The sequence below is a fragment of the Lacticaseibacillus parakribbianus genome, assembly GCF_025490915.1.
GTDB classification, from domain to species: Bacteria; Bacillota; Bacilli; order Lactobacillales; family Lactobacillaceae; genus Lacticaseibacillus; species Lacticaseibacillus parakribbianus.
Genome location: NZ_JANQBA010000016.1, coordinates 17766 through 41710, shown reverse-complemented (window position 1 = coordinate 41710; position 23945 = coordinate 17766). Strand labels below are relative to the sequence as shown.

The 23945-nt window shown below is 65.7% G+C and carries 21 protein-coding genes and 1 riboswitch; of the genes, 12 read left to right on the top strand and 9 right to left on the bottom strand.

Annotated elements, in window-relative coordinates; translation table 11 throughout:
* Positions 1-203 precede the first annotated feature (203 nt).
* Complete coding sequence (locus NUH19_RS11575; RefSeq protein WP_262316713.1) at positions 204-1148, top strand: Dyp-type peroxidase; 945 nt, start codon at positions 204-206, stop codon at positions 1146-1148.
* Between the two features lie 80 nt (positions 1149-1228).
* On the opposite strand, the gene NUH19_RS11570 is transcribed toward NUH19_RS11575, so the two are convergent.
* Together NUH19_RS11570 and NUH19_RS11565 are read right to left on the bottom strand one after the other, a co-directional pair.
* The gene (locus NUH19_RS11570; RefSeq protein WP_262316712.1) at positions 1229-2239 is read right to left on the bottom strand and encodes an aldo/keto reductase; all 1011 of its coding nucleotides are present in this window, start codon (positions 2237-2239) and stop codon (positions 1229-1231) included.
* Between the two features lie 197 nt (positions 2240-2436).
* Positions 2437-2835, bottom strand: coding sequence for a tautomerase family protein (locus tag NUH19_RS11565; RefSeq protein WP_262316711.1), 399 nt, complete (start codon positions 2833-2835; stop codon positions 2437-2439).
* A gap of 101 nt (positions 2836-2936) precedes the next feature.
* On the opposite strand from NUH19_RS11565, the gene NUH19_RS11560 reads away from it, so the two are divergent.
* Entirely contained in the window at positions 2937-3683 is a 747-nt protein-coding gene (locus NUH19_RS11560; protein ID WP_262316710.1) for a LysR family transcriptional regulator, read from the top strand.
* A 105-nt stretch (positions 3684-3788) separates the two neighbouring features.
* Positions 3789-4610 (top strand): glycosyltransferase family 8 protein, encoded by an 822-nt coding sequence (locus tag NUH19_RS11555; RefSeq protein ID WP_262316709.1) that lies wholly within the window; start codon positions 3789-3791, stop codon positions 4608-4610.
* Positions 4611-4707: 97 nt separating this feature from the next.
* Here NUH19_RS11555 and NUH19_RS11550 read toward each other — a convergent pair whose 3' ends face one another.
* From NUH19_RS11550 to NUH19_RS11535, 4 genes are all read right to left on the bottom strand, one after another.
* Positions 4708-5412 (bottom strand): MIP/aquaporin family protein, encoded by a 705-nt coding sequence (locus NUH19_RS11550; RefSeq protein ID WP_262316739.1) that lies wholly within the window; start codon positions 5410-5412, stop codon positions 4708-4710.
* A 53-nt stretch (positions 5413-5465) separates the two neighbouring features.
* A complete protein-coding gene (gene glpO / locus NUH19_RS11545; protein WP_262316708.1) occupies positions 5466-7292 on the bottom strand; it encodes a type 1 glycerol-3-phosphate oxidase in 1827 nt (608 codons plus the stop codon).
* 94 nt (positions 7293-7386) lie between these two features.
* Positions 7387-8889: a glycerol kinase GlpK gene (gene glpK / locus NUH19_RS11540; protein WP_262316707.1), complete on the bottom strand. Its 1503-nt coding sequence runs from the start codon at positions 8887-8889 to the stop codon at positions 7387-7389.
* 269 nt (positions 8890-9158) lie between these two features.
* The gene (locus NUH19_RS11535) at positions 9159-10943 is read right to left on the bottom strand and encodes a glycerophosphoryl diester phosphodiesterase membrane domain-containing protein (RefSeq protein WP_262316706.1); all 1785 of its coding nucleotides are present in this window, start codon (positions 10941-10943) and stop codon (positions 9159-9161) included.
* A gap of 130 nt (positions 10944-11073) precedes the next feature.
* Here NUH19_RS11535 and NUH19_RS13120 point away from each other — a divergent pair, with 130 nt between their 5' ends.
* From NUH19_RS13120 to NUH19_RS11520, 3 genes are read left to right on the top strand one after another with little or no spacing between them, the layout of a single operon-like run.
* Positions 11074-12036: a GNAT family N-acetyltransferase gene (locus tag NUH19_RS13120; RefSeq protein WP_338085563.1), complete on the top strand. Its 963-nt coding sequence runs from the start codon at positions 11074-11076 to the stop codon at positions 12034-12036.
* Complete coding sequence (locus NUH19_RS11525) at positions 12033-12593, top strand: phosphotransferase-like protein (protein ID WP_262316705.1); 561 nt, start codon at positions 12033-12035, stop codon at positions 12591-12593. The genes NUH19_RS13120 and NUH19_RS11525 overlap by 4 nt, the downstream gene beginning before the upstream one ends.
* A complete protein-coding gene (locus NUH19_RS11520) occupies positions 12590-13027 on the top strand; it encodes a GNAT family N-acetyltransferase (protein WP_262316704.1) in 438 nt (145 codons plus the stop codon). Before NUH19_RS11525 ends, NUH19_RS11520 begins: the two co-directional genes overlap by 4 nt.
* Before the next feature lie 87 nt (positions 13028-13114).
* Here NUH19_RS11520 and NUH19_RS11515 read toward each other — a convergent pair whose 3' ends face one another.
* A complete protein-coding gene (locus tag NUH19_RS11515; protein ID WP_262316703.1) occupies positions 13115-14248 on the bottom strand; it encodes a hypothetical protein in 1134 nt (377 codons plus the stop codon).
* 152 nt (positions 14249-14400) lie between these two features.
* On the opposite strand from NUH19_RS11515, the gene NUH19_RS11510 reads away from it, so the two are divergent.
* From NUH19_RS11510 to NUH19_RS11490, 5 genes are all read left to right on the top strand, one after another.
* On the top strand, positions 14401-16338 hold the full coding sequence (locus NUH19_RS11510) for an elongation factor G (RefSeq protein WP_262316702.1): 1938 nt from the start codon (positions 14401-14403) through the stop codon (positions 16336-16338).
* Positions 16339-16623: 285 nt separating this feature from the next.
* A complete protein-coding gene (gene acpS / locus NUH19_RS11505) occupies positions 16624-16980 on the top strand; it encodes a holo-ACP synthase (protein WP_262316701.1) in 357 nt (118 codons plus the stop codon).
* A gap of 2 nt (positions 16981-16982) precedes the next feature.
* A complete protein-coding gene (gene alr / locus NUH19_RS11500) occupies positions 16983-18110 on the top strand; it encodes an alanine racemase (RefSeq protein WP_262316738.1) in 1128 nt (375 codons plus the stop codon).
* A 72-nt stretch (positions 18111-18182) separates the two neighbouring features.
* The gene (locus NUH19_RS13115; protein ID WP_338085562.1) at positions 18183-18425 is read left to right on the top strand and encodes an antitoxin; all 243 of its coding nucleotides are present in this window, start codon (positions 18183-18185) and stop codon (positions 18423-18425) included.
* Positions 18426-18443: 18 nt separating this feature from the next.
* Positions 18444-18800 (top strand): type II toxin-antitoxin system PemK/MazF family toxin, encoded by a 357-nt coding sequence (locus NUH19_RS11490; protein WP_262316700.1) that lies wholly within the window; start codon positions 18444-18446, stop codon positions 18798-18800.
* Between the two features lie 812 nt (positions 18801-19612).
* Here the strand turns inward: NUH19_RS11490 and NUH19_RS11485 are convergent.
* Positions 19613-22135 (bottom strand): hypothetical protein, encoded by a 2523-nt coding sequence (locus tag NUH19_RS11485; protein ID WP_262316699.1) that lies wholly within the window; start codon positions 22133-22135, stop codon positions 19613-19615.
* A gap of 117 nt (positions 22136-22252) precedes the next feature.
* A riboswitch (PreQ1 riboswitch) is annotated at positions 22253-22298 on the top strand.
* Between the two features lie 2 nt (positions 22299-22300).
* On the opposite strand from NUH19_RS11485, the gene NUH19_RS11480 reads away from it, so the two are divergent.
* Positions 22301-22816, top strand: coding sequence for a QueT transporter family protein (locus NUH19_RS11480; RefSeq protein WP_338085566.1), 516 nt, complete (start codon positions 22301-22303; stop codon positions 22814-22816).
* Positions 22817-23024: 208 nt separating this feature from the next.
* On the opposite strand, the gene cbpA is transcribed toward NUH19_RS11480, so the two are convergent.
* The gene (gene cbpA / locus NUH19_RS11475) at positions 23025-23693 is read right to left on the bottom strand and encodes a cyclic di-AMP binding protein CbpA (protein WP_262316697.1); all 669 of its coding nucleotides are present in this window, start codon (positions 23691-23693) and stop codon (positions 23025-23027) included.
* Between the last annotated feature and the right edge of the window lie 252 nt (positions 23694-23945).

The window sequence follows — 23945 nt, the reverse complement described above, 5'->3', positions numbered from 1 at the left end:
GAAGCCGACGTAGGTCGTCATCACGTTCACCTCGCTTTCACTTGTTTCAGCATACCGGGGCGCGTCGGGCTTGTCAAAACGCGGCAGGCCGGCTCGCCATGTCCCCGGAAAATAAATAGTCTGTGATTCAATCGGCCAAGTTCTTTGATAAAGTGTCCGCGGTTCGCTATAATGGAATCGGTATCAATAAGGAGGAGTGTCGAATGCCAATTGACCTGAAAGATGTCCAAGACGTCTACAAGGACGCCGGGGACAACATCATTTTTGCCACCATGGACCTGAACCGACAGGATCACGACGCCGACTTGGCGATGATTCAAGACCTCGCGGAGCGGCTGCCCGCCTTCGAATCGTCTTTGAACGTCCGCTACCCGGAGGCCGGCTTGGCCGTCGCCTTCGGGCTGTCGCGCCGGGCCTGGGACTACCTGTTCCCGGCCGGGCCGCGGCCGGCGGAGCTTGAGGAATTCGCGCCGGTGGTCGGGCCCAAGTACACCGCGCCGGCGACCCCGGCCGATTTGTTTTTCCACATTCGGGCGAAGAACTCGGCGGTGCCGTTCGAGCTGATGAGCCAGGTGATGGACCGCATCAAGAACCAGGTGACCGTGCTCGACGAGACCCACGGCTTCCGCTACTTCGAAGGCCGCGCCATCATCGGCTTCGTCGATGGCACCGAGAACCCGACGGCGCTGGAAACGCCGGATTACGCGGTGATCGGTGACGAGGACGAACGCTTCATCAACGGTTCCTACGCCTTTGCCCAGCAGTACCACCACGACATGGACGCGTGGAACAAGCTCAAAACGGAGCAGCAGGAGGCCGCCATCGGCCGCAAGAAGTTCACCGACGTCGAGCTCGAGGACGACGAAAAGGCCCACAATGCCCACAACGTGGTGTCCCAGGACAACGAAGGCGGCGTCGAGCACAAGATTGTGCGGATGAACGTGCCGTTCAGCAACCCCGCGGAGGGCCTGCACGGGACCTACTTCATCGGCTACGCCCGGCACTGGACGGTGACCAAGCGGATGCTGCAGGGGATGTTCGAAAAGTCCGATCGCCTGCTGGACTTCTCGACGCCGGTCAGCGGTGAGGTGTTCTTCATTCCGTCCCGCAGCCTCTTGGCCAAGATTGCCGACGGGGAAGCGTTCTAAGGCGTCAAACCGTGAGCTGCACAGTCCAAAAAGGAGCTGGCCGAGTGATGGCCAGCTCCTTTTTGCGGTGGGTGGGGCGGTTACGCCTTGGAATCCGCGTCCAGCAGCACGACGCCGGCCGCCGGGTTGTGATCGATTGCGCCGACGACCTTGTGCGGCAGGTAGGCTTCCTCAAGGTAGGCGATGTCTTCGGGCGTCAGCTGCACGGCGAAGGCGCCGGTTGCGTCGGTGAGGTACTTGGCCTTGGTGGCGCCGACGATCGGCGCGGCCACGCCCATGGCCCACTGCCAGGCGAGGCTGATCTGCGCCATCGTCGCGTCGTACTTGGTGGCCAGCTCGTGGACGCGTTGCGCGATGCGCAAGTCGGCTTCCTTGGTGTGGTCGTACTTGCCGGCGGCGACGCGGTCCGACTGGCTGCGCTTGGTGTTCGCGTCCCAGTTCGGCCGGGCGAGGCGGCCGGACGCCAGCGGGCTGTAAGGCATCAGCGAGACGCCGAGTTGCTTACACAGCGGAATCAGCTCGCGTTCGTCCTCGCGGTACAGCAGGTTGTAGTGGTTTTCCATCGCGACGAACGGCGTCCAGCCGTGGTCTCTGGCGGCCAGCTGCAGGTTGTAAAACTGGTAGCCGTACATCGCGGAGGCCCCCAGGGCTCGCACCTTGCCGGCCACCACCAGGTCGTTGAGGGCTGCCATCGTCTCCTCAATCGGGGTGTTGTAATCGAAGCGGTGGATGATGTACAGGTCCAGGTAATCCGTGCCCAGCCGCTTCAGGGTACCGTCGATTTCGCGGTTGATTGCCGCGCGGGATAGCCGGCCGGGGTTGAAGTAGACCTTCGAGGCCAAGACCACTTGATCGCGCGGCACCAGCTGCCTGATGGCCGCGCCGAGGTACTGCTCGCTGGTGCCGGCGGAGTAGACGTTGGCGGTGTCAAAAAAGTTGATGCCCAGGTCCAGCGCATGGGCGATGACGGCCTGGCTCTGCGCCGCGTCCAGCGTCCAGTCGTGCATTGTGCCAGCCTGGCCGAAGCTCATCGCACCGACGCACAGCTTGGAGATGCGAATGTCGGTGTGACCTAACGTTGTGTATTCCATAGTTGCCTCCCTAACTTGTGCCGATAGCAGCGGTTGAGGTCAGTGTACAACATTGGCGCAGGACCAGAGCAAGCCATTAGATTAAAATTTTTGTGGCAGGGCCGGGGCCCCGCCGCGGCGAACGCCGCAGCACCGCAATGTACCACAAACCCGCCTCGCGGCCCAGCAGGGTCGCGAGGCGGGTTCGCGTTGGGCCGTTACTGGCCGGTTTCGTAGCGGAAGCTTTGGGTCTTGCCGCCGTAGCCCCAGTCCGAACCGGGGACGTCGGTCACGACGACGTAGCTGGTGGCGGCAATCGGGCCGAGCAGCCGCTGCATCGCGGCGAACACGGCCTGCACGAAGGCGGCCTTGTCGGCGCGGGTGTTGGTGCCTGACGTGACCTTGACCTCGACGAAAAAGCTGCTCTGGTGGGTGGCAGTCAGCGCCTGGCCGCCGATGAACCAGCTCGCCGGGTCGCGGTACCGGATGTCGACGGCGGCCGCCGCGGCGTTTTTGCCCAGCTTGGTGACGACCAGCTGGGTCAGCGCCTGGGCGACCTTCGCGGTGGTGGCAGGGGTGTGAGAAGCGGTGGCGAGTCTAACGCGTAAGTATGGCATGATGATTCCTCCTTTGGATAAGGTCAGCTTAACGCCATCACCCCTTGGCGCCTATTACCAAATTGTGCTATGGTTATCGTAAATAGTGATAGGAGGCCGCGATGCAATTACAGGACTTTGAGGTGTTCAGGCAGCTCCACGAGCTGCGGTCGATTAACCTGACGGCCCAGGCCATGGGGTTCGCCCAGTCGAACATCACGGCGCGGCTTCAGGCCATCGAGCGGGAGTTCGGCGCCACCCTGTTCACGCGCAGCTACCAGGGGATCGTGCCGACGCCGGCCGGGGAGCGGTTCTACGCGTATGTGCAAACCGTGCAGGCGGCCACGGCGCAGGTTCGCCAGGCGCTGAGCGAGCCGGGCCGCAAGCCGCGGCTGGCGATGTCCAAGCTCCTGTACAATCTGCTGGTGGTTCAGGAGAACCGCTACGCCATCGATCGGACCGACATTCGGCTCCTCACGTCGACGCAGATGCGCGAGCTGACGCCGGCCGCGGTCGACGCCATCGTGACCTACGCCGACGTGCGGCCGGCCGGTTTTGAGCAGACGGCCCTGGCCCACCTGCCGGCGGCCTTCCTGGCGGTACCGGGCGGGGACTGGCCGCGGCTGCCAATTCTGGTCAACGCCGATCGGCTGTGCCCGTTTCGGGCCCGGACGCTGCGTGTTTGCAAAAGCGAGCTGGCCCGAATCGCGACGCTGGACGATTGGGACAGCATCATCGCGACGGTGGCCAGCGGCCGCGGGGTGGCGCTGTTGCCGACGTACCTCGCCGCGGCTCACGGCCTGGTGAACGCGCGGCCACAACACCGCTACCGGGTCGCCTACCGGACGTTCGCGGCCGCTCGGCGGTGACGGTCTCTCGAGACAGAAACGGCGGCGCGGTCGACCGGCCAATCAGCCCGGCGGTGCCCGGCCAAGGCCGGGGACAAGCCAATCGATTCATAGGAGGACAAGCATTTGGATCTGTTATTCACGTTAGACGCCGGCTACCTGGAACCGCTGAAGGTCGCCTTGACCTCGCTTCACGCCAACGACCCGGCAGCGGCCGTCACGGTGTGGTTGATTCATGCGGAGATTCCGGCCGCCCAGCTTGAGCCGGTTGCCCGGCTCACCGCGGACTTTGGCTGGTCCTTTCGCCCCGTCGCCGTCGACGGCCGCCGCTGGGCCGCTGCCCCGACGCAGGACCGCTACCCCAAGGAGATGTATTTTCGCCTGCTGGCCGGTGACATTTTGCCGGCCGACTTGCACCGCGTGTTGTACCTCGACCCGGACATTTTGGTCCTGAACGCGCTGGCGCCGCTGTGGCAGCTTGACCTGCACGGCCAGATGCTGGCGGCGGCGACCCACACCGGCCTGGTCGATGTCACCACGCCGTTCAACAACTTGCGGCTGAACACGGATCACGCCTACTTCAACTCCGGGGTGCTTTTGATCGACCTCGACCAGGCCCGGGCCCGGATCCGCTGGGCCGACATCCGCCGCGTGATTGAGACCCAAGGCGATTTTTTGATGCTGCCGGACCAAGACATCCTCAACCACCTGTACGGCAAATACATCCAGGAGGTGCCGGACGAGCGGTGGAACTACGACGCGCGAAGCTACGCCAAGTACTTCCTGCGCAGCAAGGGCGAGCAAGACATTCATTGGGTGATGACCCACACGGCGATTCTTCACTTCGACGGCCAGCCCAAGCCCTGGTCGACCAAGCACGACAACCGCTTCACCGCGCTGTACCTGGCGTATCAGAAGCTGGCGGCCAACTTGGTGAAAACCGACTGACAGCAAAAATGGTTCCCCAGTTGCCTCACGTGAGGCGCTGGGGAACCATTTTTTAGACTCAGTTCAGCGCAAGCGGTGGGGCGGTGAGAGCGGGAGCTCAGATCAGTGCAAACAGCAGGGCCGCCACGACGCCGCCGATGATTGGGCCGACCACCGGCACCCAGGCGTAGCCCCAGTCGGAGTCACCCTTGTTGGCGATCGGCAACACCGCGTGAGCCAGGCGGGGGCCGAGGTCACGCGCCGGGTTGATCGCGTAACCGGTGGTGCCGCCCAGGCTCAGGCCGATGCCGGTGATCAGGATGCCGACGCCGATCGGGTTGAGGCCGGCGGTCCACTGGCCCTTGGTGAAGGCGAGCAGCCCGAAGACCAGCACCGCGGTGCCGAGGATTTCACTGAACAGGTTGGCCAGCGGCCGGCGAATGGCGGGGCCGGTGGCAAAAGTGCCGAGAATCGCGGCCTCGTCCTTGGTCGCCGCCCAGTGCGGCAGGTACTGCAGCCACACCAAGGCGGCGCCGACGAACGCACCGAGCATCTGGGCGATGATGAACGGCACCACGCCGCCCCAGCTGAACTTGCCGATTGCGGCGAACGCGAGGGTGACGGCCGGGTTGAGATGAGCGGGGCCGAGGAACCCGGCGCAGTAGACGCCGAGCGTCACGGCCAGGCCCCACCCGAGGGTGATGGCGATCCAGCCGGCGCCTTGCGCCTTGGACTTGTTGAGGCTGACGCCGGCGACGACCCCGTCGCCGAGCAGCACCAGGACCAGGGTGCCGATGAACTCGCCCAAGGCCTGGGTCATGATGGTAGCAGACATAGTTTTTCTCCTTTGCGGGGGTCACCCCCCTTGTGATTGCCTCAGTTCCGGTGCCCGGCGCGTTTGAGCTCGCGCAGGCTGGTTTCGTCGTAGGCGGCGGCCAGCCGCTGCAGCTGACCGCGCGTTTCGTCCGGTCGCCAGCGCAACAGCCGCGCCAGCTCGTTGGTCACCGGCTCCGCCAGGTGGTGGCGTTCGTCGGCGTGAAAAAGCATCGCGGTGGTTCGCCGCAGCAGGTAGTCGACCGGCGTCAGGACCGCCTCTTCTGCCACGCAGTAGCGCAGGCTGGCGGATTCGGCCAGCGACAGGCCCGGCGCCGCCCCGCCCTTGAGGTGGGTCAGGACTTGGTCAGTGTTGCTGCCGAAGCGTTCGGCCAGCGTTTTGGCGTCGGCCTCGGGTAGCCCGGCGGCCACGCCCAGCTGGGTGAAGCCCTGCATCGCGGCCGCGACGGCGTTGGCCGCAAAGTCCCCGCCGGACACCGGCAGCTTGGTCGAGTCGATCACCGTGGCGGCGACGCCGAAGCGCTCGGCCAAGTGCTTTCGAATCAGCGCCATCGCGCCTGCGGCCATTTTGCGGTAGTCGGTGAGCTTGCCCCCGGCCAGCGTCAGTAGCCCGTCTTGCTCAACGGTCAGGGCCGAGCCGCGCGACACGGTTGACGGCGCCGCCGCGGCCTCGGCCGGCCGCAGCGCGGCCACCACCCGCTCGAGGGCGGTCTGGTCGGCGGTCCCGGCGGCAAAATCCTGCACCGTTGCGACCAGCTTGGCCAGCCCGGCGGCGCTCAGGTGGTGCGAGGCGCCGCCGTTGTAGTCGTCGCCGCCGGCAATCAGCGGCCGCAGCCCCGCCCAGGCGGCCTCGATGTCGGCCAGGCGAACGCTGGCCTGCGGGAAGCGCCGGTTGATCACGCGCAGCAGGTAGTCGACGTCGGGCTGTTCGACGCGGGGGTGGCGGTAGTCGCCGCGGTAGTCGGTGTCGGTGGTGCCGAAGTACGTTTTGCCCTCCCGCGGCACCACGAAAATCATGCGGCCGTCGCCGAGCCCGGAGTCAAAATACAGGGGCTGTGGCACCTGCAACACGCTCGCGTCGACCACCAGGTGAACGCCCTTGGTCGGCCGCAGCGTCGGCGTGTGGACGAGCTGGGCGTCTGCCTCGCGCAGCTGATCCGACCACGGCCCGGTCGCGTTGAGCAACACCTTCGCAGACACGGTGAACTCGCCGCCGTTGAGGTGGTCGTGAACCCGCACCCCGGTGGCCTGGCCCTGGTCGTCGTGCAGGATTTCCAGCACCTCGGCGTGGCTGACCGCCAAGGCGCCGCGAGCGACGGCGGCCTTGAGGTTTTCGATCACCAGTCGCGCGTCGTTGTTGACGTAATCGAGGTAGACCCCGCCGCCGGTCAGGTTGGTCGTGGCCAGGGCCGGCACCGCCGCGGCCACGGCCTTGGCATCCAGCGTGGTGTTGGCGTAGGGCGGTCCGGTGATGCCGGCCAGCCGGTCGTAAAGGTCCATGGCGACCTTGACGGAGAAGTCATCGAAGGTCGCGCCGGGTTCTCGGAAAAGCGGCAAAAGCATCGGCGTCGGGCGGGGGATGTGCGGGGCGATGCCCTGAATCACGGCGCGTTCTCGCACCGTGTCGGCGACCACCTGCACATCGAAGGTCTTGAGGTAGCGAATGCCGCCGTGAACCAGCTTGGTGGAGCGAGACGAGGTGCCGGCACCGAAGTCTTGCATCTCGAGCAGGCCGACGCGCAGGTCGCTTGCGGCCGCCTGCAAGGCGACGCCGGCGCCGGTGATGCCGCCGCCGATGATCAACAGGTCGAGCGGGGCGGCCGCAAGCTGTTGAACGGTGGCGGCACGGGTGTGAGCGGAAAAAGCCATCGGGTGAGCCTCCTTTGAGCCGCTGCGGCGGCAGCGGCGAGGTGACGGGACGGTTGTGTTGGGGCGAGTCGCCTCCGGGTTGTGGGGGCGACGCCTAGTGCTTGAAGGCCATGGTGGCCTGAACGGCGGCCTGCCAGCCGGCGTAGAGGTCGGCGCGACGGGCGTCTTTCATCTGCGGCTCGAAGCGCTTGCCGATTTTGGCGATGCTTTGCAGCTCGTCCGTGTTGGCCCAAAAGCCGACGGCCAGGCCGGCCAGGAAGGCGGCACCCATCGCCGTGGTTTCGAGATTGGCGGCGCGTTCAATTGGGGTGTTTAGGATGTCGGCCTGAAACTGCATCAGGTAGTCGTTGTTGGCCGCCCCGCCGTCGACGCGCAGGGTGGGAATGGCGATGCCGGTATCCTTGTACATGGTGTCGACCACGTCGCGGGTCTGGTAGGCCAGGCTTTGCAGCGTCGCCTTGATGAAGTCCTCGCGGGTGGTGCCGCGGGTGATGCCAAAGACGGCGCCTCGGGCGTCGGCGTCCCAGTACGGGGCCCCAAGGCCGGTGAAGGCCGGCACCACGTAGACCTCGTCTTGGGACTGGGAGGCCAAGGCCGCCTCCTCGGAGTCCGGCGCGGTGGCGACCAGCTTCATCGCGTCGCGCAGCCACTGAATCGCCGAGCCGGCGACGAAAATCGAGCCTTCCAGGGCGTAATGAACCTCGCCGTCGATGCCGTAGCCGATGGTCGTCAGCAGGTTGTTGGCCGACATGGTTGGCTCAAGGCCCGTGTTCATCACGATGAAGGCGCCGGTGCCGTAAGTGTTTTTGACCATGCCGGGCTCAAGCGCCAACTGGCCGAACAGGGCCGCCTGCTGGTCGCCGGCCATCCCGGCAATCGGCACCCCGGAGCCGTAGAAGTGGTAGTCGGCGGTTTGGCCGTAAACCTCGGAGTTGCTGCGAACCTCCGGCAAAATGGCCTTGGGAATGTTCAAAAGCGCGAGGATGTCGTCGTCCCACTGCAGCGTGTGGATGTTGAACAGCATGGTGCGGGAGGCATTCGTGTAGTCGGTGACGTGAAAGGCGCCGCCGGACAGCTTCCAGGAGATCCAGGTGTCGATGGTGCCGAACAGCAGCTCGCCTTTTTCGGCGCGTTCCTGGGCGCCTTCGACGTGGTCGAGGATCCAGCGAATTTTGGTCGCGGAGAAGTAGGCGTCGATGAGCAGCCCCGTTTTGTCGTGAATCAGGTCGCCGTGGCCGGCCTCCTTGAGCTGGTTGGCGATCGCGTTGGTCTGGCGCGACTGCCACACAATCGCGTGGTAGATCGGCAGCCCGGTCTGCTTGTCCCAGATCACCGTGGTCTCGCGCTGGTTGGTGATGCCGACGCCGGCCACCTGCTTGGGCTGAATACCCGAGTCGATGAACGCCGTGGCGATGGTCGACAGCACCGCGTTCCAGATCTCGTTGGCGTCGTGCTCGACCCAGCCGGGCTGCGGGAAGTACTGCGTGAACTCGCGCTGCGCGTCGGCCACCTTGTTGCCGGCGTGGTCGATGATCAAAGCCCGAGTCGAGGTGGTGCCTTCGTCGATGGCGAGGATGTAGTCGCCTTTTGTGGTCATGTCTTTTCCCCCTGTATCAAAATATTTGTGACATCGCTTACATTAATATGATAACGAACCGGCCGGCGGCGGAACAACTCAGAGCCTGCTGCCGTTAACCCGGTTGACGGTCTTCCCTACTGTACCACGCAGCGGGTGAAAACGGTAACAAAACCGCGGCGGCACGGCTAAACAGGAATGACGACTTCCTCGGTAGCCAAACAGGCCGGCGCTTCGCAGCTTGCGAGGCGCCGGCCTGTTTGGTTCGCGGTTCGGCCTTTGGTTCGGTGCTAGTTGCCGATCACCGGGTCGCCGAAGTCTTCCAGCGTGGTGGCGAACAGGCGCAGCCGCTGGGCGTAGCTGGGGTGATCGCTTTGTTCGGCAATCACCCGCTTGAGGTCGCTGAGGTTGTCGGTGATGATGCCGTCGACGTCTTCAAAGAGCATCTGCGCCATCGTATCGGAATCGTTGACCGTCCAGGCCCAGACGCTTTGGTGCCGGGCGTGAACCGTGTCGACCAGCTCCGAGTCCAGCGTGGTCTCCTCGACCGTGTAGCCGGACAGGTCCGTCTGCGGTGCGACCAGGCTGAAGGGCATGATGAAGCCGGCGTAGAGCTTCGGGACCCGCTTGTGCAGCCGGGTCATCAGCCGGTAGCTCAGCGAGTGGATGCGGTCGCCGTCGCGCTGCAGGCGCTTGGCGTAACGCACGATGAAGTGAGCGAGCATCTCGGGGCTGTCGCCCGGTGCCGGCTTGAGCTCGACGATCAGCCGCTGGTCCAGCGCTTCGGCCGCCGCGAGGTAATCGTCGAAGCTCGCGAGCTTGGCGTGGTGACCGTTTTCCCGGACCGTGATGCGCTTGAGCTGGGCCAGCGTCAGCTGCCGCGGGGTGCGAGCGACGCCGGCCAGTGCCTTCAGGTTCTCGTCGTGCAGCACGATGAACTGACCGTCCTTGGTCTCGTGCAGGTCCATTTCGACAAAATCGGGGTGCAGCGCCGCGGTTTTGCGCAGCGCCGGGATGGTGTTTTGCACCCCGTTGCCGGCATCGACGCCGCGGTGGGAGATGGTCAGCGGATGCTCGGCCAAGGCGCCGGTCATGTAGAAGGCGCCAAAGGCCGCCATGATCAACACGACCGCGCCGCCGGAGGTCACAACCACGATGCGCCGCAGCCAGTGGTGCTTGGCCGGAATCGGCCGGCTCGCCTTGACCAGGCCGTCCGGCGCCACCAGAAACAGCAGGTACAACACGCTGGTCGCCCCGCCCAAAAGCGTCTGCCCGGCCAGCATCAGCGTCAAAAGCACCACCGCCGCCGGGAAGGCGAAGGCGGTGCGGTCCAGCTGCGTCTGCAAGGCAATCAGGCCGCTGGACCACGCCCAGCCGACCACCGTCGACAGCAGGGTCAACAGCGCCAGGCGCCAGCCGTAGCGCCAAAACCGACCGCGGGTCTGCCGCCAGGACTGCCGGGCCGCCGCGCCGAGCGGCTGGTCGCGCAGGATGGTGTTGGGCAACACCCGCACCCACCGCAGCCCGAGGTAGGCCGCCCCGAGGTAAAACGCGGCGACCAAAACCGCCAGCGCCGGTTTGGCCGTCAGCCAATCGAGCACGAAGGTCGGAATCTGCACCTTGTTGAGCAGGGCCGATTGCACCACCACGCCGGCGAACGGCACGATCAACAGCAGGTAGACGACGAAGAAGCCGAAGCTCGAGGGCCGCAGGTGGCGCAGGTCGGCCAGCCCCTCTTCGATGATGGCGACCACGCCGCGGCCCTCGCGCTGCTGGATGCTGACGATGCCGCCGAGTAGCACCGCAAATTGCAGGTAAACCAGCACCAGCAACAGCAAAAGCAGTGCCAGCAAAAGCGCCGCCGCCCCGGGGTGGCGCAGCACCACGGTCGTGAGGTTATCCACCCCGAGGTAGGGAATGCCGGCCCGGCGCAAAATACCGGCGGTGGCCCAGCGCATCAGCGGCACGGCGACGCCGGCAGTGACGGCGGCGACCAGCTCGACCAAGAGCAGGTAGCTGCCCCAGCGCGACGCGAACTCCCGCAGCAGTGAGCCTGTGTAACGTAATGATTTCATCGTTCGTCCTCCATGAAGACGATTATAACGCGCGGCGCAACTCGGCGCCTCCGGCTTCGGCACGACGGCGGGGCGACAAGGCCGGCCGGGATGGGGTGAAATACAGGGAATGAGTACAGGAGGCGGTTCGATGGTTGTGAACCCAGTGCATCGCGATCCCCAACCGGTCACCCGGCTGGCGCCGGTGACGTTGGTGGTGGTACCCGTGGCCGCTCGCACCGCGGCGCTGACCACCGCGCTGGTGGCGGTGTGGCGTCAGTCCGTTACGGCGACCCACCACTTCCTCGACGCGGCGGCCATCGCCGCCATCGCCCCGGTGGTGCCAGCGGCGTTGGCGACGGTGCCGGTGCTGATCGTGGCCCAAGACGCCGCAGGGCGGCCGCTGGGCTTTGCCGGCATCGCCGAGGCGAAGCTTGAGATGCTGTTCCTGGCGCCGGCGGCTTTGGGCCGCGGCCTCGGGCGGCGGTTGGTGGCGACGGCGGTTGAGCGCTTCGGGGTGGCGACCGTCACCGTCAACGCGCAGAACCCGGCCGCGCTGGGCTTTTATCGGCACATGGGGTTTGCGGTGACCGGCCGCAGCGCCACCGACGAGCAGGGTGGCCCCTACCCGGTGCTGTTCCTGCGTCGCCGGTCAAGCGGCGCCTGGGCCGAGGCCCAGCGGCTGGCCAGGGGTCTCAACCGCGTCGGCATCCGCCCCTACCTGCTGGGCAGCCTGGCCGCCGGGCGGTTGCTCGGGCGCGATTTTGCGCCGCACGACATCGATTGGCAACTCAGGGCCGCCAACCTGCGCGACTGGCGGCGGGTGACCGGCGTGATGGTCGGCGCCGGCTACCACCTGGTCGACCCGCACGAGCGAGCGTTCAGGCGCGGCCCGTGGCTGGTGGGGTTCGGCGACGTGGAGACGCTGGCCCCATACGCCGGGGTCGACTACCGCACGTTTACGCGGGTGACGGCCGGCGGCGCGACCCTGAACCTGCCGACCCAGGCGCAGCTGGCCGCCGTCTACCGGGCGTCGGTTCAAGACGCCTGGCGAGCCGGCAAGCCCAAGGACCGGCGGCTTTGGGCCGCGCTACGGGGTGGTGAAGCACAGTGAAAAATGGCCAAATCATCGTGCTGAGCGGCCAGCCTCGGGCCGGCAAGTCGCGCATCGCCCGGGTCATTCAGGCGACGTTCCCCGGCGACTGGCTGGTCACGGGCGTCGACGCGCAGATGCAGGCGCTGCCTGCGCAGCTACAGCCCGGCATCGGGCTGCGGCCCGGCGGCGAGCGACCGGCGCTTGAGCCGGTCATCCGCAGGCTTTACGCCGTGCTGTTCGCGACCCTGGCCGCCTACAGCCGCCAGGGCTTCAACGTGGTGGCGGATGTTGGCCTCCACGACGGCTACAGCCAGCCGCTGGGGCTCGTGGCGCTGCTTCACCGGCAGCTGGCCGGGCTGCCGCTGGTGGTGGTCGGCGTGACGGCGGCGCCTGAGGTCATCGCGGCCCGGCGCAAGGCGACCTGGCACAAGCTGCCACCGGCCGCGGTGCTGGACCGCTGGGCGACCGCCGTGGCGGCGACGCCGGTGGATCTGACCGTCGATTCCGGCGAGCTCGGGGCGACCGGCTGCGCGGCCCGGATTCGCGATTTTATGAAAGAAGGCGGGGCTTTTTGATTGAACGACTGACTAACCCACGGCCGGCCCAGCTGGACGCCTTGATGGCGATTTGGCTGAGCGGCAACCTGGAGGCGCATGCCTTCGTGCCGGCCGGCTACTGGCGGGCCAACGCGGCGGCGGTGCGGCAGGCGCTGCCGGTGGCGACGTTGTACGTGGCCGCAGAAGCCGGCAGGATTGTCGGCTTCGCCGGGGTGCAAGACGGCTACGTGGCCGGCCTGTTCGTCGCGGCCCAAGCGCGTGACCGCGGCGTCGGCCACCAGTTGGTGGCGGTGCTTCAGGCCACCTACCCGCGGCTGACGCTTCACGCTTTTGCCCAAAATCGTGGCGCCGTGCGGTTCTACCGCCGCGAGGGCTTCACGGTGACCCAGGTCCAGGCGGCGGCCGAACTGCCGGACCAAGCGGAGCTTGAGATGACCTGGATGCGGCCCTAGCCGCGAACCGGTCGCCAAAGGGCCCGGCACCGATGTGTACTGCAAAACACCGGCACCGGGTCTTTTTGGCTTGCCAGGGGCCTGGCGTCAGCGGCCGAAAGCGCCGAGTGCCGCCAGGAACTGCTCGGCGATCGCCGCCTCGCCGATGGCCGCAAGCAGCGGCCGTGCCGGCGGCGCCGGGGGTTCGGGTGGCCGCCCCACCGAAGGCAGCTCGCGGTTGCGGTACAGCGCGGCACCTTCCAGATAGGGCAGGGTGACCACGAAGCGGTCGGTGCCGGCGACCACGGTGGTCACCAACACCGCGTTGGCGTCCTTGGTGCGGGTCACCCGGCAGTCCGGACAGGCCGCGACAGCCAGCCGGTGGCCTTGGTAAAACGCGAGGCGGGTGGTCAGGCCCGACGCGCGGTACTGCTCCCAGTGGGTCGGACACAGCGTCACCTGAATGCGGTCGGGATGCGGCGGTCGGTACAGGCCGTGGCCCACCCCGCCGCCGGTGACCGCGATCAAAACCGCCAGCCCCCGGGCCTGCAACGCGTCGTAATCGTGCAGGCCGCTGCGGTGCGGCGTCGTGTGGCGCGACCAGTACCGCCCGAGCCGCCCGACCTCCCCCAGCCAGTAGGCCAGGGCCCCGAGCCGGCGCTGGGCCTCGGGCAGTGGCGCCAGGCGGGTCTGCAAGGTCGCCCAGGTGGTCCAGTAGGCGGCCGCCTGGGCCTGCAGCCGCGCCTTTTGGCTGGCCCTGACGGCCGCTTGGACGCGGCGTTCGGCCTGCCAGGCGGGGTCGTGGCGCTGGCGGTTGTGCAGTTGCGCGAGCAAGGCGGTGCGACCGGGCTCGCCCAGCGCCTGCAGGTTGAACACGGACAAGGCGGTGTAGGCCGGGACGTCGACCTGGTGGCCATACAGCCGCACGGACTGGCTGGCGCCGACGGTCAGGTACCCATACGCGGTCAGCAGCTTGCGTTGCGCGTAGCTGATGGCAAAAGGCAGGTTGCCCGGTGCCACCAGCGGCTGGGCGGCGGGATGGGCCTGAAAATAGTCGGCGAGGCGACTGGGCGCAACCGCCAGCAGGGTGGTGGCCGCGTCAACCAGCTGCTGGCGCCGGGCGGTCGGACCGACCGGTCGCTGGGCCCAGGCCAAAAAGGCGTAGAGCTGGCTGCGGGTCATCAAGGCCAGCAGCTCGGGTTGAAACTGGGTGATGAGAACGGCAAGTGGGAGCTTGAACATGTGATCGCCTCCTTGTGGTTGTCACAAGGAGATTACGCGACCGGCCGCCGGTCGCCCGTCGGGAAAGTCAAAAATTTTGGCGACAAGCGGCCGCTTTTTGGTTGGCGGCAATAAGTGTAGAATGGGGGAAACAACACCCGGGAGGTCACCACATGAAGGAATTGGTCGCAGGCATCGTCGCACATGTCGACGCCGGGAAAACCACGCTGTCGGAGGCGCTGTTGTACCGCACCGGCACCGTGCGTAAGCTCGGCCGCGTCGACAACGGGGACGCGTTTTTGGATTCCGACGCGCTGGAGAAGCAGCGCGGCATCACGATTTTCTCCCACCAAGCGCGGCTGACTTACGGCGACCTGACGCTGACTTTGCTCGACACGCCGGGGCACGTTGATTTTGCCAGCCAAACCGAGCAGGTGCTCAGCGTCTTGGACGTCGCGATTCTGGTGGTGTCGGCCACCGACGGCATTCAGGGCTACACCCGCACCTTGTGGCAGCTCTTGGCGCATTACCACGTGCCGACGGTGGTGTTCGTCAACAAAATGGACGTGGCGACCCAAGACGCGCAGGCGGTGCTGGCGACGCTTCAGCGCGAGCTGGATCCGGCGATCACCGACTTCACGGCCCCGGATGCGGCGGCGACGCAAGAGGCGATCGCCGTGTGTGACGACGTGGTGCTTGAGGACTACTTGGACACCGGCAACCTCGCCGACGCGACGGTCCAGCGGCTGATCGCCACGCGGCGCGTTTTTCCCTGCTACTTCGGCGCGGCATTGCGGCTGGACGGGGTGCCGGACCTCTTGGCGGGGCTGGCGCGGTTCGGCCAGGCGCCGACGTTTGCGCCCGAGTTCGGCGCCAAGGTGTTCAAAATCTCCCGCGATGAGCGCGACGAGCGGCTGACTTGGGTGCGGCTGACCGGCGGCCACCTGGCGCCCAAGGCCAGCATCGGCGAGCAGAAAATCAACCAGCTGCGCGTCTACAACGGCCAGCGCTTTCAGGCGGTGCCTGAGGTGGTCGCCGGCACGGTTTGCGCGATTCCCGGGTTGAGCGACACCGCCCCGGGTCAGGCCTGGGGGGCGGCGACGCCGGCCCCGGCGCCGCTGATCCAGCCGGTGTTGACCTACGCGGTTCGGCCCACGGCTGAGGCGCTGCCGCAGGTGCTGGCGGCGCTGCGGCGGCTGGAGGAGGAGGACCCGCAGCTGGCGGTGACCTGGTCCAGCCGGCTGCAAGAGATTCGGGTGCAGGTGATGGGGGCCGTGCAGCTGGAGGTGTTGACGCAGCTGTTGGCCCAGCGCTTCGGGCTTGACGTGACGTTCGGGGAAGGCAGCATAATGTATCGCGAGACCCTGACGGCACCGGTCGAAGGCGTCGGCCACTTCGAGCCGCTGCGCCACTACTCGGAGGTGCATCTGCTGATGGCGCCGGCCAAGCGCGGGTCCGGGCTGCACCTGGCCACCGATTGCTCACTTGAGGTGCTGCCGCGCAACTGGCAGCACCAGGTGATCGCCAACCTCCAGGCCAAAACGCAGCTGGGGGTCTTGGTCGGGGCCCCCTTGACCGACGTGTCGATCACGCTGGTCGGCGGCGGCTTCAGCATCAAGCACACGGTCGGCGGCGACTTTCGCGAGGCGACCTGGCGAGCCGTGCGGCAGGGGCTGATGATGGCGCGTCGCACCGGCGACTGCCAGCTGTTGGAGCCGTGGTACCAGTTTTGCCTGCAGGTCGCCACGACCCAGGTGGGCCGCGCGATGAGCGACATCCAGCAGATGGGCGGCACCTTCGAGACCCCGGCGCAGCAAGGCGATTACGCGGTTTTGTCCGGCTTTGCGCCGGTGGCGGGGATGCAGGACTACCCGGCCACGCTTCGCGCCTACACCCATGGGCAGGGAACCCTGGACTGCGTCGTCGCCGGCTACCGGCCGTGCCACAACGCGGCGGCGGTGATCGCGGCGGCGGCCTACGATCCGGTGGCCGACCTGCCCAACACACCGGACTCGGTGTTTTGCGCCCATGGCGCCGGCTACCCGGTGGCCTGGGACAAGGTGCCGCAAACCGCGCATTGCCCGTACCGCCTGGCGCCGCGGGAGGCGTGAGGGGCCGCGCCGGCGTCGCGCGAGGCCGGTGCGAGTCGCGGTGGCTGGCGGCGGTGCCGGTGCGACCGCGCCTTCGGATTGGCCCTGGCTTGCGGTGCCACTCGCAAGCCAGGGCCGCTCGGGCCGTTGTCAGCGGTTGCCCCCGGGCCGGCGCAACCGCTGCCACGGCCGGTGCGACTGGGCCTTGAGCCAAGCGCATGCTGAGGTGACCAAGTTTCAGGCCCGGCTGCCTCCCGCGGCCGCGCCGAGGCGACTATAATGGAACCCAACACAACGGAGGTAGTTATGATCAAGGGACTGGGCATCGACCTCACAGAGATTGCGCGAATTGAGCAGGCGCAGGCCAAAAACCCGCACTTTGCGGCCAAGGTGCTGACGCCGGCGGAGCTTGCGCAGTACCAGGCGCTGAGTGGTCGCCGGGCGCTGGAGTATTTGGCCGGGCGCTTTTCGGTCAAGGAGGCCTACGCCAAGGCGTTCGGCACCGGGCTCGGCCGCGTCGGGCTGCAGGACGTCGAGACGCTGAGCGAGGCCCTCGGGCGGCCGGTGATCACCGCGCAGCCCTTCGCCGGCCGAGCCCATGTGTCGATCAGCCACACGCAAGACCTGGTCATGACCGAAGTGATTTTGGAGGAAAAAGCATGAGCATGGTTACGGCAACACACCGCGAGAGTCGGGTCCTGGTTTCGGAGGCGGCGATTCAACACAACATTCACCACGCGCTGAGGCGGCTTGCGGCCGGCACCGCCCTGCTGGCGGTGGTGAAGGCCGACGGTTACGGTCACGGCCTGCTGCGGGTGGCCAGAGTCGCCGCGGCCAGCGGCGCCACCGGCTTTTGCGTCGCGGTGCTGGACGAGGCGCTGGCGCTGCGCCAGGCCGGCTTCACCCAGCCGATTTTGGTGCTGGGCATTGTGGATCCGCGCTACGCCGACCTGGCCGCGGCCCAAGACATCGCGCTGCCGGTGGGGAGTTTGGCCTGGTTGGCGGCCGCCCTGCCGGTGCTTGAGGCGGCCAAGGTGAAGCCGCTGCGGGTTCACCTGGCGGTCGATTCGGGGATGGGCCGCATCGGCTTCCGCGACCCGGCGGCGCTGAAGGCGGCCGCGGCGTTTGCGGCCGCGCAGTCGGTGTTTGACATCGAGGGGCTGTTCACGCATTTTGCCACTGCCGATGCGGCGGATACCACCTACTTCACGACCCAGGTCGCGCGGTTCAAGGCGATGCTTGCGGCGCTGCCGACGCGGCCGCGCTACGTTCACGTCGCCAACTCCGCCACCAGCCTGTGGCATGCGGCCTGCGCCTGCAACGCGATTCGCTTCGGCGTCGCGATGTACGGCCTCAATCCCTCGGGTCGCGAGATTCCGACCACGCCTTACGAGCTGGAGCCGGCCCTGTCCGTGGTGTCGGCTTTGAGCTTCACCAAGCGGCTGGAGGCCGGCGCGGCGGTGTCTTACGGGGCGACGTACCGCGCCCAGGCGGCCGAGTGGATCGGCACCGTGCCGATGGGCTACGCCGACGGCTGGCTGCGGCGCCTGCAGGGCTTTCACGTGCTGGTCGACGGGCAGTTTTGCGAGATCGTCGGGCGCATCTGCATGGACCAATTCATGATTCGCCTGCCGCACGATTACGCCCCGGGAACCCCGGTGGTGCTGGTCGGCCGCAGCGGCGGCCAGGCAATCACGCTGCAGGACGTGGCGGATTACAGCCACACCATCCACTACGAAATCGCCTGCGGCCTGAGCGAGCGGCTGCCGCGCGAGTCGGTCAACCGCATCTAGAACGGATGTTCGCCGTTGCGTTTCGGCCCCCTTGTGATAGCATTGAACCAAATAGGTGCAGGGGGAAAAACGATGGCGAATGCGATTGACATGCAGTTGGATCCGCAGCTGGCGGCACAGCTTGCGACATATTGTGCCGGGCACCATGTGGCCCCGGAGGCGGTGGCCGAGGTGGCGCTGCGAACGTTTTTGGCTCGCGGCAACGAGGCTTTGGCCCAGATGATCAGCGGGTACTTGGACATGGGCGCCTTGAACACGGAGATCTGCCACGAGTTCACGGCGTGTGAAAGCGAGGCCTACGCCCACCTGGCGTAGTGAGGTAACGGAGGGGTCATGGAGGAATCGGTCAAGCGCGGGGACGTGTTTTTCGCGGATCTGTCACCGGTGGTGGGTTCGGAGCAAGGCGGCTTGCGGCCGGTGCTGGTGATTCAAAACAACGTGGGGAACCGCTTCTCCCCGACGGTCATCGTGGCGGCGATCACGTCGCGCATCACCAAGCCGAAAATGAAGACGCACGTCGGGCTGCGCGGCGATCAAGACGGCATCGAGCGCGACTCGGTAGTGCTACTCGAGCAGATTCGCACGATCGACAAGCAGCGGCTGATGGACAAGGTGACCGCGCTGTCGGCCGCGCGAATGGCGGAAGTCGACGCAGCGCTGGCGGTGTCGGTGGGGCTGCGGCCGCTGTAGCCCCGCGGCGCGACCCGCGGGGCCCGGCACCAAGACGGCGCGACTCGCGAGGCCCGGCACCAAGCCGGCCGCTTGGCTCCCGGCGCTAACCGGCGTGACCCAACATGACGAACGCAAAAAGGCGGCCTGCAGGTTGATTCTGCAGGCCGCCTTTGCTGTGCCAGGCGGGGTCGGTGCGATAGGACCGGTGCGATGGGGCCGCGACCGGTGCGATGGGGCCGCGGGACCAAGGCCGCCAGCGACCTTGCGCGGGGACTGGCCTGGGGCCGGTTGCAGTCGCTCGCAAGCCGCATCCGATTGGTGGCGCAGCGGCCGCAACGCCGCGCCACGCAAAGGGTACCGCGGGTTGCCCCGCAGTACCCCGGTTGCGATTGGATTGAGGAACCGACCGAACTGCAAGGCAGACTGCCCCCGCTAGCTGGTGAAACCGATTCGCTTGCTGGTACGCACTGTGGTGGACCCGGCAGTCGCAGCTCCCTGGAATCAAACCAGTTAAGCTGTTTTCTTTTACGCGAATTTCTTCGTCGCTAGACACTCACGCCGCGGACGTGGTCGACATAGGTCGACGTTCATCAGATGAGGATGATAGTCACTGCGAGCTGCCTTGAGCTGCGCTTCGGCCGTGCGACCGAGAGGCGCTGTCGAATTCTACGCAGATAGAATAACACCGGGGCGCCGCTTTTGCCAAGCAACTTGACTCGCGTTAGTGTAAATATTTGGTAAATGTTGTGTAAATAAAATAACGTTTTTCGATACAAAACAGCGTCGCCCGGGTTGAGCCTGGGCGGCGCTGTTTTGGCTATTCGGGTGGGTTAGCGACCACCGGCCAGCAGGGTGGCGACGTTGTTCAGCGCGTCCTCGGCCACCTTCAAGGCGTCGGGGTCGATGCTGAACTGCGGCAGGGTCGCGTCGGTGTAGTGAAGCAGCGAGCTTGCGCGAGCCGCCATGTCGTACCAGTTTTGGAACGGCATCTTGTTGATCGCACCGTTGACCGAAGACGGGGTGATGGTCAGCAGCTGGTTGATCACGAGCTTCGCCTGAACGAAGGCGTCTTCCGGCACTTGGGTCATGGTCGCGGCCTTGGAGGCGAGGTTGAACAGGCGCATCGCGATGTTCAAAACCGGGCTCTTGAAGCCGCTAGTCGGGACCACCGCGGTCGGCCGCTCATCCAGCAGGTACTTTTGCAGCCCGACCATCGCGTAAAGCGTGAGCTGGTCGCCCAGCTCGGCGCCGATGTCGGCAAGCCGCACCATGCCAGCGGTTTGCATCTGCGCCGCGGTGAAGAACATGGCGGCGTGGCTGGCAAAATCGCTGTACTGAACGCCAATCGTGTTCTTGGAATCCGCGGTGCGGAAGAAGAACGAAATCTCGCGGCCGGTTTGCGACTTCAGGTAGGCGTGAAGCATCCGGGCGGCGAGGCCCAGCTGCTCCGTGGCGATTTCGCTGCGCTGGTCGAGCGTGACCCGCACTTTTTGCGGCAAAACGGCCTGGGCGTCGATGATCCGCAGCAAGGCGGCGACGTATGGGTACATCACGCCGAAGCTCATACTGAAGTTGCCGGCGTCCGAAAGCGGGGAGTAAACGGTGTAAACCTTCACGGCCGGATCCAACGCCTGGGCCATCATCGCCTGAATCTGGGCGCTGGACTTACCCCGCGCCTTGACCTCGTCGCCCGGCTGCCAGCCGAACGGGTAAAGCGTGTTGGTGAAGCTGTCCAGCGCGTGGTCGTCGGCGGGGTCGATCACCGTGGCGCCAATGGACATGTTGCGCTGGTAATCGGAGCCACCACCGAAGGATTCGTCCATGAACACCTGCAGCGTGGTGCTGCTCGGCCGCGGCTTGGTGGCCGGCTTGGCCTGCTGCTGCGGCTGGGTGCTTTGCTCGTTTTGCTTTGCGGCCTGTTGTTGCTTGGGCTGGTCGTTTTGCTTCGCGGCCTGTTGTTGCTTGGGCTGGTCGTTTTGCTTCGCGGCCTGTTGTTGCTTGGGCTGGTCGTTTTGTTTTGCGGTCTGCTGTTGCTTAGCCTGGTCGTTCTGCTTAGCAGCCTGCTGTTGCTTAGGCTGGTCGTTTTGCTTCGCGGCCTGTTGTTGCTTGGGCTGGTCGTTTTGTTTTGCGGCCTGCTGTTGCTTCGGTTGTTCGTTTTGCTTTGCGGCCTGCTGCTGCTTGGGCTGGTCGTTTTGCTTTGCGGCCTGTTGTTGCTTAGGCTGGTCGTTTTGCTTTGCGGCCTGCTGCTGTTGCTTGGCCTGTTCGTTTTGTTTGTTGCCCTGGCGCTTGGCCTGGTCGCCGGCTTTTTCCGTCTTGGTTGACTTCGGCCGGCCCGGCTTGCGCTTGGTGTCGGCGGCTGGCGTCGGCTGAGCGGTGGCTTGCTCGACCGCGGCCGGTGCCGTTTTGGCCGGGGTTTGGTCGGCGAGTTGGGCCTTGCGGGTGGCCTCGAAGTTGGCCTGCTGGGCGCCTGGTTCCAGGCTACCGACCGGGTTCTTGGGGGCCTGTTGCGCGGCGTTGCGGTTGGCCTTTGGCTGCTCGGACTGGGCCTGCTGCTTAGGCGCCGCCGCGGTGGCCGGGGCCTGTTTTGCCTGGATTGGCTGGCCGGCCTTTGCCTGCTTGCTCTGGGTCTTGGCGGCCTTTGGCTGGTCGTTTGGCTTGGCGGCCTGGGTTTTGGCCTGCTTCGGCTGGGTGGCCGTCTTGCTTTCGGCCTTGCTCTGCTTGGCCTGGGCCTTGGTGGCCGGTGTTTGGTCGCCCTTGGCTTGGGTCTTAGCGGCCTGCTTGGACTGGGCCTTGGTGGCCGGTGTTTGGTCGCCCTTGGCCTGGGTCTTTGCGGCCTGCTTGGGCTGGGCCTTGGTGTCCTTGTTTTCGGCCTTGGCCTGGGTCTTGGCGGCCTGCTTGGCCTGGGCCTTGGTGCCCTTGTTTTCAGCCTGGTTCTGGGTCTTTGCGGCCTGCTTGGCCTGGGTGGCGTCCTTGCGCTCGGCCTTGGCCTGCTTTGGCTGCGTGACCTGACGCTTGGCCTGGGAAGCGTCTGGCTGGGCCGAGGTCTGCTTGGCCGCCGGTTGCGGGGCGTCTGGCTTGGCGGCGGCCGCCGGCTTGGCGCCTGGCTGGGTCGGGGTTGCGTTTTTCTCCGCCGCTTCCGAATCGAAAATGGTGAAGGTGTGTTCGGCCGGGGCCACCGGATGCGCCTCGATGAAGCGGTTGATCTTGAACATGATCGGCCGGCTCATCGGTGTGTCCTTGAGCACCTTGCGCATGCTCGAAGGCGAAATGCCGATCAGCTTGGCCGCCTGGGTCAGGCTCAGGTGCTCCGCCGTCATGATTTGCTTGAGACGGTACGCGATTGCTTCTGTCATTCAACTACCTGCTTTCCTGCTATCTGCAGCGATTTTTTCAGTTACCTCTAGCGTACACCAATCGGCCCCAATTTGCAGAAAATCTCTGGACAGCGCCGCGATTTCATGCAAAACTTAACCGTCGTGGTTCGAAATTCCGCCCACGTAAAAAAACTAGGAGGCTTCATTATGAATCAAAAAACCCGCTCGCTTGCGGTCAATGCCTTGGTCATCGCGCTGTACGTCGTGCTGTCGTGGGTGTCGGGGCTGTTCGGCTTCGCCGCCGGGCCCATTCAGTTTCGGCTGTCCGAGTCGCTCAACCACCTGGTCGCGTTCAACCGCAAGTACATCGTCGGCGTCACGCTCGGCGTGGTCTTGTACAACGCGCTGTTTTCCCCGATGGGCTGGGTCGACGTCGTGTTCGGCGGCGGCCAGACGCTGCTCGGCCTGGGCCTGGTTTACTGGCTCGGCCCCAAGTGCTCGAAGCTTTGGCAGCGCATGGCGCTGGTCACGGCCAGCATGTCCTTGACCATGATCATCATCGCCTGGGAAATCGTGTGGACCGGCCACATGGGCTGGGACAAGCTGTTGCCGATGTTTGGGACGCTTTTGCCGTCCGAGCTGGTGATGCTTTTGCTCTCCGCACCGGTGATGCTCGCCATCGACCGCGCCGTTCACTTCGCCAAGCGCGTCGAGGCCTAATTCAGACCAAAACAAAAAGTCGCCTGCTGGCGGCTTTTTTCAGTTGCGACGCGGCGATTGTTCAGACGGCGCGGCTGGCCAATCCCGGCGCGTTTGTCCGGCGCCAGATGCGTGGGTGCGGCCTTGCGCTGCGGCCCGTGCGGTTGCCCGGTCGCGCCAAGCCACGCTGCCGGCGGCCGCTGGCCGGGTACCTGCACCGCCGGCGAACTCAGGCCTGCTCGGACTCGAGCCGCAGCGGCTGGCCGCTTTGCAGGTCGTCGATTTCCACCACGCGAAAATGCTTGCGCTCGAGCTTTTTGACGCAGAGGTTCAGCGTGGCCTCGTCAATGCCGGCCGGCAGGGTGAACAGGGTGCGGCGGACGACCTCGCCGCGCTTGCCGTCAAGCGTCAGGCAGCCGGAGATCGAGACGTAACGCGCCAGAATTTTGGACATGGCGGCCAGGTCGCCGCGCTTGCCGGTCGACATCACGGTCATGACGTACGAGCTGACGTCGATGTTCCAGGAATCCGACAGCATCGCGAGCAGCCGTGAGTGGGTCAGGATGCCGTAGAAGTTGGCGTTTTCGTCCAAGACGGCGATGTACGGCAGGTCCTTGATGTTGAAGAACACCTTGAAAAACGGCGCGTTGACCGGAATTGTCTTGGTCGCGTTCTTCAGCAGGTAGGTGACGGGCAGGGACATGTCGCCGCCCTGCGACTTGTGGCGGTACAGGTGCATCTTGTAGATGTTGCCGCGGAAAATCTGGCCGCTTTCGTCCACAATCGGGACGCACCGGAACCCGGAGTCCTCGAGTACCTGCAGTGCCTCGGCCAGCGTCACGGATTCCTTGACGGTGGTCAGGAGCTCCTTTTTCAGTACCAGTGATTTGGTTAACATGATGCCCTCCATCGGTGCAACGATTATTAAATCTCTCTCATTTTAATCCATTTTACCATAATCTGAGCGATGCACAACCCCGCCGTGACTGCGCTGGCTCGCGATTGGAGGAATATGAGAGAATCGATTACTCGAAATGAAAATAGTGCTTATGCGGGAGGCAAATCAACCCCTCGCGGCGACTAAGTTCGCTGAGGTCGCGCAACGCGAACCCACCTAGCTTGGGCCGACACTCGAGGCTAGACCCAGGCC

Excerpts from the sequence above, each read along its gene's own strand:
- NUH19_RS11575 (WP_262316713.1), top strand. The coding sequence starts at position 204 with ATGCCAATTGACCTGAAAGATGTCCAAGACGTCTACAAGGACGCCGGG.
- NUH19_RS11570 (WP_262316712.1), bottom strand. The coding sequence starts at position 2,239 with ATGGAATACACAACGTTAGGTCACACCGACATTCGCATCTCCAAGCTG.
- NUH19_RS11565 (WP_262316711.1), bottom strand. The coding sequence starts at position 2,835 with ATGCCATACTTACGCGTTAGACTCGCCACCGCTTCTCACACCCCTGCC.
- NUH19_RS11560 (WP_262316710.1), top strand. The coding sequence starts at position 2,937 with ATGCAATTACAGGACTTTGAGGTGTTCAGGCAGCTCCACGAGCTGCGG.
- glpO (WP_262316708.1), bottom strand. The coding sequence starts at position 7,292 with ATGGCTTTTTCCGCTCACACCCGTGCCGCCACCGTTCAACAGCTTGCG.
- glpK (WP_262316707.1), bottom strand. The coding sequence starts at position 8,889 with ATGACCACAAAAGGCGACTACATCCTCGCCATCGACGAAGGCACCACC.
- NUH19_RS11535 (WP_262316706.1), bottom strand. The coding sequence starts at position 10,943 with ATGAAATCATTACGTTACACAGGCTCACTGCTGCGGGAGTTCGCGTCG.
- NUH19_RS13120 (WP_338085563.1), top strand. The coding sequence starts at position 11,074 with ATGGTTGTGAACCCAGTGCATCGCGATCCCCAACCGGTCACCCGGCTG.
- NUH19_RS11515 (WP_262316703.1), bottom strand. The coding sequence starts at position 14,248 with ATGTTCAAGCTCCCACTTGCCGTTCTCATCACCCAGTTTCAACCCGAG.
- NUH19_RS11510 (WP_262316702.1), top strand. The coding sequence starts at position 14,401 with ATGAAGGAATTGGTCGCAGGCATCGTCGCACATGTCGACGCCGGGAAA.
- acpS (WP_262316701.1), top strand. The coding sequence starts at position 16,624 with ATGATCAAGGGACTGGGCATCGACCTCACAGAGATTGCGCGAATTGAG.
- alr (WP_262316738.1), top strand. The coding sequence starts at position 16,983 with ATGGTTACGGCAACACACCGCGAGAGTCGGGTCCTGGTTTCGGAGGCG.
- NUH19_RS13115 (WP_338085562.1), top strand. The coding sequence starts at position 18,183 with ATGGCGAATGCGATTGACATGCAGTTGGATCCGCAGCTGGCGGCACAG.
- NUH19_RS11490 (WP_262316700.1), top strand. The coding sequence starts at position 18,444 with ATGGAGGAATCGGTCAAGCGCGGGGACGTGTTTTTCGCGGATCTGTCA.
- NUH19_RS11485 (WP_262316699.1), bottom strand. The coding sequence starts at position 22,135 with ATGACAGAAGCAATCGCGTACCGTCTCAAGCAAATCATGACGGCGGAG.
- cbpA (WP_262316697.1), bottom strand. The coding sequence starts at position 23,693 with ATGTTAACCAAATCACTGGTACTGAAAAAGGAGCTCCTGACCACCGTC.